Raw genomic sequence first — 9,501 nt, forward strand, 5'->3', positions numbered from 1 at the left:
CCCGAGCGCGCATTGGTGCCACCGATGTCGGCCACCAGCCAGGGACGGGCCGGCGTGGCGTGGGGGATCGCAAAGTCCATGGAGGCGTGCCCAGCATGAAAAAAGGGACCGATCCATGATACTGGACGGCCCCTGTCCGGTCAGGAGACGCCCGCAGGCGCCCGCCGGCTTCAGTGCACGCTGGCGCGGCTGCGCTTGACGGCCTTGAGCGCCGGCGCGTCCACCAGCCACAGATCACGCGCCGGATCGATCTGGCTGGTCACCAGGCCGCTCAGGCTGGCCACCACCCTGTACCTGCGGCTGTTGGGGTTGTAGACCTGCACATGCACGCCCTCGGCGTGGTTGCGCAGCTGCACCACACGGTCGCCGATCGGGTCGCTGCCGGTGTAGCCGATGCTGGTGAGCACGCCCACCCGGTCGGTGAAGACGCCCAGGTCGCTGCCATCGGCATTGGCGCCCAGCACCCGCAGGCCGCCCACCAGCACGGTCAGCTCGGGCGCGGTCAGGGTGAGCTGCTGGGCCTTGTCGATCAGCAGGGCCTCGGTCGAAGTCTTGCCCTGGCCGCGGCCGAAGTTGCGGAAGCCCTCGGCCACCGGCTCCATCACCGCGAAGGAGGCCACATCGGTCTGGTCCTGCCGCGCATCGACCCGGCCCGGGGTGAACGGCAGCTCGACGGCCACGCCGGCCGCCCTCGCGGCCTGCTCCACGCCGACCCCACCGGCCAGCACGATCACATCGGCGAGCGAGGCCTTGCCGCTGGCCTGCTGCACGGCCTGCAGCACGGGCAGCACCTTGGCCGCCCGCCGGTTGACCGCCCAGTCCTTCTGGGGGGCCAGGGCCAGGCGCGCGCCGTTGGCGCCGCCGCGCTTGTCACCGCCGCGGAAGGTCGAGGCCGAGGCCCAGGCCACCGAGACCAGGTCCCCCACCGACAGGCCGGTGGCGGCGATCTTCGCCTTCAGGTCCACGATGTCGGCGGCCGACGGCGTGTGCACCGGCGCGGGCAGCGGGTCCTGCCAGACCAGGTCTTCTTTCGGCACCTCCGGGCCCAGGTAGCGGGCCTTGGGACCCATGTCGCGGTGGGTGAGCTTGAACCAGGCCCGGGCGAAGGCCTCGTTGAAGGCCTGCGGGTCGTTCAGGAACTTGCGCGAGATCTTCTCGAACCCGGGGTCGAAGCGCAGCGTCAGGTCGGTCACCAGCATGGTGGGCTTGCGCTTCTTGGCCGGGTCGAAGGGGTCGGGGATGGTGGCGGGCGCGTCCTTCGCTTCGAACTGGATGGCGCCGGCCGGGCTGCGCACCTGCACCCATTCGTACTTGAACAGGTTCTCGAAGTACTGGTTGCTCCACTGGGTGGGGGTCTGGGTCCAGATCACCTCCAGGCCGGAGGTGATGGCGTCGGCGCCCGCGCCAGAACCGTGGCTGCTGGTCCAGCCCAGGCCCTGCTGCTCGATGGGCGCGGCCTCGGGGTCGACCCCCACATGGCTGGCCGCCGCGGCGCCATGGGTCTTGCCCAGGGTGTGGCCACCGGCGATCAGGGCGACGATCTCCTCGTCGTCCATGGCCATGTTGCCGAAGGTGGCGCGGATGGCGGGCGCGGCCGAGGCCGGGTCGCCGCTGGCGTTGGGGCCTTCGGGGTTCACGTAGATCAGGCCCATCTCGGTGGCGGCCAGCGGGTGCTGGGCCAGGGTCTCGGGGTCGCGGTGGGCCAGCCAGGTCTTCTCATCGCCCCAGTTCACGTCCTGGTCCGGCTCCCACACGTCTTCGCGGCCGGCACCGAAGCCGAAGGTGCGGAAACCGCTGTTCTCCAGCGCCACATTGCCGGCCAGGATCATCAGATCGGCCCAGGAGATCGCCTGCCCGTACTTCTGCTTGACCGGCCAAAGCAGGCGGCGGGCCTTGTCCAGGCTGACGTTGTCGGGCCAGCTGTTGAGCGGCGCGAAGCGTTGCTGGCCCCGGCCGGCGCCACCCCGGCCATCGACCATGCGGTAGGTGCCGGCGCTGTGCCAGGCCATGCGGATGAACAGGCCGGCGTAGCTGCCCCAGTCGGCCGGCCACCAGTCCTGCGAATCGGTCAGCAGGGCCTTCAGATCGGCCTTCAGGGCAGCGTAGTCCAGGCGCTGGAAGGCGGCCCGGTAATCGAAGGCTTCACCCAGGGGGTTGGAGCGCTCGGAATGCTGGTTCAGCAGGTCCACGTGCAGCTGCTGAGGCCACCAGTCACGGTTGCTGGTGCCGGTGCCGGCGGCTTGGGCGTGGAAGGGGCACTTGGCTTCTTGGGTCATCGGCTTCTCCTGGAATCGAGCGGTTGGAGCGGTGAACGCCGGACCCGGCAGGTCACGGTCGTTGGGGTGTGGACCCGATTCTGGGAAGTTCGTGCCCGCAAGGCGAGACAAGGATTTCAATGGCGGCGATAGGCCACGCCATGTCGGCGGTCCCGGACGCGACGCGAGGGTGGCGGCTTCCCCCGCTGTGCCGGCCTAGCTGGCCTGCCGGGCCCCCTGGCGCACCAGGCGCGGGGCCATGCCGTAGCCGCGCAGAAAGGCCTCGCGCAGGTGGCGCCGGTCGCGGAACCCGGTCTCGCGGGCGATCACCTCCAGCGGGTGTCGGCCCTGCTCGACCATCAGCCGCGCTGCCTCCAGCCGCAGGCCCTCGATGGCCTTGGCCGGAGACTGGCCGGTCTCCTCGGTGAAGACGCGGCTGAACTGGCGCGGGCTCAGGTGCACCACCTCGGCCAGCTTCTCCACGCCCAGCGGGGTGGCCAGATGCTGGCGGGCGTAGTCCAGCGCCTGCTGGATGCGGTCGGACTTGGGCGCCAGCTTCAGCAGCTCGGAATGCTGCGACTGCCCCCCGGCACGGCGCTGGTGCATCACCAGCCGGTGGGCCACGGAGCGGGCCACCTCCGGGCCCAGGTCCTTCTCGACCAGACCCAGAGCCAGGTCCAGGCCAGCGGTCATGCCCGCCGAGGTCCAGACGTTGCCGTCGGCGATGAAGATGCGGTCGGGCTCGACCTGGATCTCCGGATGCCGCTGCTGCAGCGCCTGCGCGTGCGCCCAGTGGGTGGTGGCCCGCCGCCCCGCCAGCGCACCGGCCTCGGCCAGCACGAAGCCGCCGGTGCACAGCCCGGCCACGCGACGCGCCTGGCGGCTGGCCCGCTGCACGAAGCGCGTCATCTCGGCCGAGGGCGGCACGGCGACGGGATCGATGACGCCGGCCACCATCCAGGTGTCGGCCTGGCTGCGCGGGGTGACGGGCCGGGTGCCGATCGACAGGCCCAGCGAAGAACGCACCTCCCCGCCCGCCATCGAGTAGTTGTCCACCCGGTAGAAAGACTCCCCCACCACCAGGTTGGCGAACTCGAACACCGCCTGGGTGCTGATGGCCATGACCTGGAAGCCCTCGGAGAGCAGATAGCCGACGCGGTGCATGAAATGTCCTCCCCCTATGTCTCAAAACATGACTATATACGTCATTTGAGACATTGCCCGTCGGAGGGAAGATGCCTCCATCGCAACACGGCGGCCCTGTCAGGTCGCCACCCACCGGAGCATCGACATGACCTCTTCCTCTCTGGGCACCGCCCTCATCACCGGCGCCTCCTCGGGCATCGGCGCCCTCTACGCCGACCGCCTGGCCCGCCGCGGCCACGACCTGGTGCTGGTGGCTCGCAACCGCGAGCGCCTGAACCACCTGGCGCGCGACATCAGCAACCGCACCGGCCGCTCGGTCGAGGTGCTGGTGGCCGACCTGCACGAGCCGGCCTCGCTGGCCACCGTGGAAGACGTGCTGCGCCAGGACGCCAGCATCACCCTGCTGGTGAACAACGCCGGCGTGGGCACCCACCGGGCGCTGCTGGACAGCGACGTGGACGAGATGACCCGCATGGTGGCCCTGAACGTGACGGCACCGATGCGCCTGGCCTATGCCGCGGTGCCCGGCTTCGTGGCCCGGGGGCGCGGCGCCATCATCAACATCGCCAGCATCGTCGGCATCGCGCCGGAGCTGCTCAACGGCGTGTACGGCGGCAGCAAGGCCTTCGTCACCGCCTTCAGCCAGTCGCTGCACCACGAACTGGCCGACAAGGGCGTGCGCGTGCAGGCCGTGCTGCCGGGCGCCACCGCCACCGACTTCTGGGCCCGCGGCGGCCTGCCGGTGGAGCACCTGGACAGCGCCATCGTGATGCGCGCCGAGGACCTGGTGGACGCCGCCCTGGTCGGCTTCGACCGCGCCGAGCTGATCACGATCCCGTCCCTGCAGGACGCGGCGCTGTGGGAGGCCTACGAGGCCGCCCGCCAGGCCATGCTGCCCCATCTGTCCACCCACCAGGCCGCGGCGCGCTACCGCATCAGCGCCTGAGCCACCCCGGACCGAAGGGGACCGGCGCTGAGTGCCTCGGTGAAGTGACTGGGCTTCGCCGCGGGCTCAGAGCTGGAAGTCGTAATCGACGATCAGCGGCGCGTGGTCGCTGAACTTCTGGTCCTTGTAGATGGCGGCCGTGCGGGCCTGCGCGGCCAGGGCGGGTGTGGCCAGGTGGTAGTCCAGGCGCCAGCCCACGTTCTTCGCGTAGGCCTGGCCGCGGTTGCTCCACCAGGTGTAGGCCTCGCCGGTGGTCTGGGGGTGCAGGCGGCGGTAGACGTCCACCACCCCGGCCTCGTCCAGCAGCCGGGTCATCCAGGCGCGTTCCTCGGGCAAGAAGCCGCTGTTCTTCTGGTTGCCCTTCCAGTTCTTCAGGTCGATCTCCTGGTGGGCGATGTTCACGTCGCCGACCAGGATGAACTCGCGCGTGCCCTTGAGGGCGTGCAGGTGCGGGTAGACCACGTCCAGGAAGCGGAACTTGGCCTGCTGGCGCTCCTCACCGCTGGAGCCGCTGGGGAAGTAGCAGCTGATCAGGCTGAGTTGGCGTCCGGGCTTGTCGAATCGCAACTCGACGTAGCGGCCCTCGGCGTCGAACTCCGGCTCGCCCAGACCGATGATCACGTCGCTGGGCTCGTGGCGGCTGTACAGGCCGACACCGGAGTAGCCCTTCTTCTCGGCATAGTGGAAATGCCCGGTCATGCCGGCCACCGTGTCGTATTTCCCCTGCACATCGGGCGCCTGGGCCTTGACTTCCTGCACCCCCATACAATCGGGCGCGATACTCTCCGTCCAGGGCACGAAGCCCTTGCTGGCCGCCGAGCGGATGCCGTTCAGGTTGAGCGTGACCAGTCTGAATCCCATTGAAGTCCCTTCCATGACGAACACCACCCACACCGACCCGCTGGCCCAGGACTTCGTGAAGTTCTCGGTGGACGCGGGGGTGCTGCGCTTCGGCGAGTTCACGACCAAGGCCGGCCGGAAGTCGCCGTACTTCTTCAACACGGGCCTGTTCGACGACGGCGCCAAGCTGATGCGGCTGGGCGAATTCTATGCACGCCGCCTGCTGGCCTCGGGGCTCGAATTCGACATGCTGTTCGGCCCGGCCTACAAGGGCATCACCCTGGCCGCCGCGGTGGCCATCGGCCTGGCCAAGGAAGGCCGCAGCGTGCCCTACGCCTACAACCGCAAGGAGGCGAAAGACCACGGCGAAGGCGGCACCCTGGTGGGCGCCCCGGTCCAGGGCCGGGTGCTGATCATCGACGACGTGATCACCGACGGGGCCTCCAAGCGCGAGGCGGCCGACATGATCCGCGCGGCCGGCGCCACCCCGGTGGGCGTGGCCATCACGATGGACCGCCAGGAGCGCGCCAGCGACGACCCGGCCAGCCCGCGCTCGGGCGTGCAGTACGTCGAGCAGGAGCTGGGCCTGAAGGTGCTGTCCATCGCCACGCTGGCCGACCTCATGCAGTTCCTGGACACCACCGGCGACCCCACCCTGGCCGCCAACCGCGACAAGGTGGCGGCCTACCGCCAGCGCTACGGAGTGTGAGCATGAAGCGGCCGGCCCCGATGAGCGTTCGTCCCGGGTTGGCCCGGTCGGTCGCCGTGGCGGCCGGCTCCGCAGCGGGGCTGCTGATGACACTGCCGGCCCAGGCCGTGACACCGGCCAAGGACGCGGCCTCCGCCCCCATTTATTCCTGCGTGGATGCCAACGGCCGGCGGCTCAGTTCGGACCGCCCCATCCCCGAATGCCTGAGCCAGGAGCAGAACATGCTGGGCAAGGACGGCACGGTGCGCAAGAAGGTGCCGCCGATGCTGTCGCCCGAACAGCAGGCCCAGAGGGACGCCGAACGGGCGGCCCAGGCCCGCGCCCAGGCGGCGCGGATGGAGCTGGTCCGCAACGATCGGCTGCTGCTGTCGCGCTACCCGACGCTGGCCGCCCATGACCAGGCGCGCCAGCGCGCGCTGGAATCCACCCAGAAGGCCATCGACACCATCCAGCTGCGCATTGCGCAGTTGGAGACCGAGCGGGTGGTCCTGGCCAACGAACGGGCCGGCCTGGGGGGCAAGGCGGTGCCGGAGAACCTGAAGATGCGCACCAACACCAACGACGGCAGCCTGGAGGCACAGCGCACGCTGCTGCGCAGCATGGACGCCGAACGGGCCCGCATCAACCTGCAGTACGACAACGAGCGCCAGCGCCTGGCCCTGCTGCTGGCGGGCCTGCCGCCGGGGACCCAGGTGGATGCGGGCCAGCCGTCGCCATCCGCGGCACCCGCGGCTCGCTGAAGATCGAGCCACCTTCCGGAATGCCACCGAAGACCTTGCCCTCCCTGACCCCCGCCCTCGGCCTGGGCCTGTTCCTGGCCACCGCCGCCGCCGCCTGGGCCGGCCCCACCGACTACCGCTGCCCGGGCGCACACACCCTGCGCGCCGCCTTCACGCCGCGGGATGCCATCGTCACCTTCGACGGGCAGACATACACCCTGCGTCGGGTGCGCGATGCCCGGGAAGCCCGCTTCACGGACAGCAGACTGGGCCTCAGCCTGGCGCTGTCCGGGAGCAACGCGAGCTGGCAGCGCAAGGGCGAGGACGATCTGGTCTGCCGCAAGGTGATCGCCTCGCTGGAACCCGAGGCCCTGGAGGGCCGGCGGGCGGCACCGTCGGCACCCGCCCGCTGAGCAGCGCGACCCTTCCCAGGGCCGCGCTTCTCGTCCACCGGCCTCAGCCGAGTTTCTTCTTCAGCAGCTCGGTGGCTTGCGCCGGGTTGGCCTTGCCCTTGGACGCCTTCATGACCTGGCCGACCAGGGCGTTGAAGGCCTTGTCCTTGCCGGACTTGTACTCCTCGACCGACTTGGCGTTGGCAGCGATCACCTCGTCGACGATCTTCTCCAGCGCGCCGCTGTCGTTCATCTGCTTGAGGCCCTTGGCCTCGATGACCGCGTCCACCTCGCTGCCGGCGCCGGTCCACAGGGCGTCGAAGACCTGGCGGGCCGCGTTGTTGGAGATGGTGCCATCCTGGATGCGGCCGATCAGCTGCGCCAGCAGGGCCGGGCTCACCGGGGCATCCTGGAGCTCGCGCTCCTCGGCATTCAGGCGCTTGCTCACCTCGCCCATCAGCCAGTTGGCCACCAGCTTGGGCTGGCCGCAGGCCTCGCGCGCGGCCTCGTAGTAGCGGGCGAAGGCCAGCGACTGGGTCATCATCGTCGCGTCGTAGGCCGGCAGGCCATCGGCCTGCTGGAAGCGCTCGGCCATGGCGCGCGGCAGCTCGGGCATCTCGCCCTTGACGCGCTCCACCCACTCGGGGGCGATGACCAGCGGCGGCAGGTCCGGATCGGGGAAGTAGCGGTAGTCGGCCGAGTCTTCCTTGCTGCGCATGGCCCGGGTCTCGCCCCGGTCGGGGTTGTAGAGCACCGTGGCCTGCTGGATGGTGAAGCCATCCTCCAACTGGTCGATCTGCCAGTTCACCTCGTAGTTCACCGCGTCCACCAGGTAGCGGAAGCTGTTGAGGTTCTTGATCTCGCGGCGGGTGCCGAAGGGCTCGCCCGGCTTGCGCACCGAGACGTTGACGTCGCAGCGGAAGGAGCCTTCCTGCATGTTGCCGTCGCAGATGCCCAGCCACATGACCAGCGCGTGCAGGGTCTTGGCGTATTCGACGGCCTCCTGGGCCGAGCGCATGTCGGGCTCGGAGACGATCTCCAGCAGCGGGGTGCCGGCGCGGTTCAGGTCGATGCCCGACTGGCCGTGGAAGTCCTCGTGCAGGCTCTTGCCCGCGTCTTCCTCCAGGTGGGCGCGGGTGAGCTGCACCACCTTCTGACGGTCGCCGACGAAGAAGGCCACGCTGCCGCCCTGCACCACCGGGATCTCGAACTGCGAGATCTGGTAGCCCTTGGGCAGGTCGGGGTAGAAGTAGTTCTTGCGGGCGAAGATGGACAGCGGCGCCACCTTGGCGCCCACCGCCAGGCCGAAGCGGATGGCCCGCTCCACCGCGGCGCGGTTGAGCACCGGCAGCGTGCCGGGCAGGGCCAGGTCCACCGGGCAGGCCTGGGTGTTGGGCGCCGCGCCGAAGGCGGTCGAGGCGCCGCTGAAGATCTTCGACTGGGTCGAGAGCTGGACGTGGTTTTCCAGGCCGATCACGACCTCGTAGCCACGCACGAGTTGGGGTTGGCTGCTCATCTCAGAAACCCTCCGGGCTGCGGAGGTGATGGTCGGTCACCTGCTGCAGCGCGTGCGCGGCCTGCAGCAGGGTGCCTTCCTGGAAGTAGTTGCCGATCAGCTGCAGGCCCACCGGCATGCCGTGGGCGCCGAAGCCGGCCGGCACGCTCATGCCGGGCAGGCCGGCCAGGCTGGCGGGCAAGGTGAAGATGTCGGCCAGATAGGCCTGCAGGGGGTCGTCGCCCTGGGCGCCGATCTGCCAGGCCACCGTGGGGGCCACCGGGCCGGCGATGACGTCGCACTGCTGGAAGCAGCGCTGGAAGTCGTCGGCGATCATGCGGCGCAGCTTCTGGGCCTGCAGGTAGTAGGCGTCGTAATAGCCATGGCTCAGCACATAGGTGCCGATCATGATCCGGCGCTTGACCTCGGGGCCGAAGCCTTCGGCCCGGGTCTTCTTGTACATGTCCAGCAGATCGGTGTAGTTCGCCGCGCGATGGCCGAACTTGACGCCATCAAAACGGCTCAGGTTGGAGCTGGCCTCGGCCGGGGCGATGATGTAGTACACGGGGATGGACAGCTCGGTGCGCGGCAGGCTGACCTCGACCAGCGTGGCGCCCAGGGCCTCCAGCTGCGCCAGCGCAGCACGCACGGCACCGTCCACGTCCGCAGCCAGGGCCGCCGGGAAGAACTCCTTGGGCAGGCCGATGCGCAGGCCCTGCAGCGGTTTGGCGGCGCTGGCGCCCTCGCGCGGGGCCAGCATCTGGGCATGGAAGTCCTGCGGCGGACGCTGGGCGCTGGTGCTGTCGCGCTCGTCGAAGCCGCTCATGGCCGACAGCAGCAGGGCGCAGTCCTCGGCCGAGCGGGCCATCGGGCCGGCCTGGTCCAGGCTGGAGGCGAAGGCGATCATGCCGTAGCGGCTGCAGACGCCGTAGGTCGGCTTGATGCCGGTGAGGCCCGAGAAGCTGGACGGCTGGCGGATGAGCCGCCGGGTCGGGCCGG

9 protein-coding genes are annotated in these 9,501 nt (G+C 69.9%); 4 read left to right on the forward strand and 5 right to left on the reverse strand.

Going from position 1 to position 9,501, the window contains the following annotated elements; all coding sequences use genetic code 11:
* Nucleotides 1–170: 170 nt before the first annotated feature.
* The gene (gene katG, locus I73_RS25535; protein ID WP_022979172.1) at nt 171–2,276 is read right to left on the reverse strand and encodes a catalase/peroxidase HPI; all 2,106 of its coding nucleotides are present in this window, start codon (nt 2,274–2,276) and stop codon (nt 171–173) included.
* Between the two features lie 195 nt (nt 2,277–2,471).
* Nucleotides 2,472–3,419: a GlxA family transcriptional regulator gene (locus tag I73_RS02495; protein ID WP_022979173.1), complete on the reverse strand. Its 948-nt coding sequence runs from the start codon at nt 3,417–3,419 to the stop codon at nt 2,472–2,474.
* A gap of 127 nt (nt 3,420–3,546) precedes the next feature.
* Between I73_RS02495 and I73_RS02500 the strand changes: the two genes are divergently transcribed.
* Entirely contained in the window at nt 3,547–4,347 is an 801-nt protein-coding gene (locus tag I73_RS02500) for an SDR family oxidoreductase (protein WP_022979174.1), read from the forward strand.
* Between the two features lie 66 nt (nt 4,348–4,413).
* Here the strand turns inward: I73_RS02500 and I73_RS02505 are convergent, their stop codons facing one another.
* Entirely contained in the window at nt 4,414–5,208 is a 795-nt protein-coding gene (locus tag I73_RS02505; protein ID WP_022979175.1) for an exodeoxyribonuclease III, read from the reverse strand.
* Nucleotides 5,209–5,221: 13 nt separating this feature from the next.
* Between I73_RS02505 and pyrE the strand changes: the two genes are divergently transcribed.
* The 3 genes from pyrE to I73_RS02520 are packed head-to-tail and all read left to right on the forward strand — an operon-like array spanning nt 5,222 to nt 7,028.
* On the forward strand, nt 5,222–5,896 hold the full coding sequence (pyrE, locus tag I73_RS02510) for an orotate phosphoribosyltransferase (protein WP_022979176.1): 675 nt from the start codon (nt 5,222–5,224) through the stop codon (nt 5,894–5,896).
* A gap of 2 nt (nt 5,897–5,898) precedes the next feature.
* Nucleotides 5,899–6,636, forward strand: coding sequence for a DUF4124 domain-containing protein (locus I73_RS25540; protein ID WP_148289656.1), 738 nt, complete (start codon nt 5,899–5,901; stop codon nt 6,634–6,636).
* A gap of 35 nt (nt 6,637–6,671) precedes the next feature.
* Entirely contained in the window at nt 6,672–7,028 is a 357-nt protein-coding gene (locus I73_RS02520; protein ID WP_148289657.1) for an MliC family protein, read from the forward strand.
* Nucleotides 7,029–7,071: 43 nt separating this feature from the next.
* On the opposite strand, the gene gatB is transcribed toward I73_RS02520, so the two are convergent.
* Both gatB and I73_RS02530 read right to left on the reverse strand, forming a co-directional pair.
* Nucleotides 7,072–8,523 carry an Asp-tRNA(Asn)/Glu-tRNA(Gln) amidotransferase subunit GatB gene (gene gatB, locus I73_RS02525; protein WP_022979179.1) on the reverse strand — a complete coding sequence of 484 codons (1,452 nt, stop codon included), beginning with the start codon at nt 8,521–8,523 and terminating at the stop codon, nt 7,072–7,074.
* A gap of 1 nt (nt 8,524) precedes the next feature.
* Nucleotides 8,525–9,501, reverse strand: a 977-nt coding sequence (locus I73_RS02530; protein WP_022979180.1) for an amidase family protein, incomplete at its 5' end; no start/stop codon positions are given.

It is taken from the genome of Ideonella sp. B508-1, from assembly GCF_000333615.1.
Taxonomy (GTDB): domain Bacteria; phylum Pseudomonadota; class Gammaproteobacteria; order Burkholderiales; family Burkholderiaceae_C; genus Ideonella.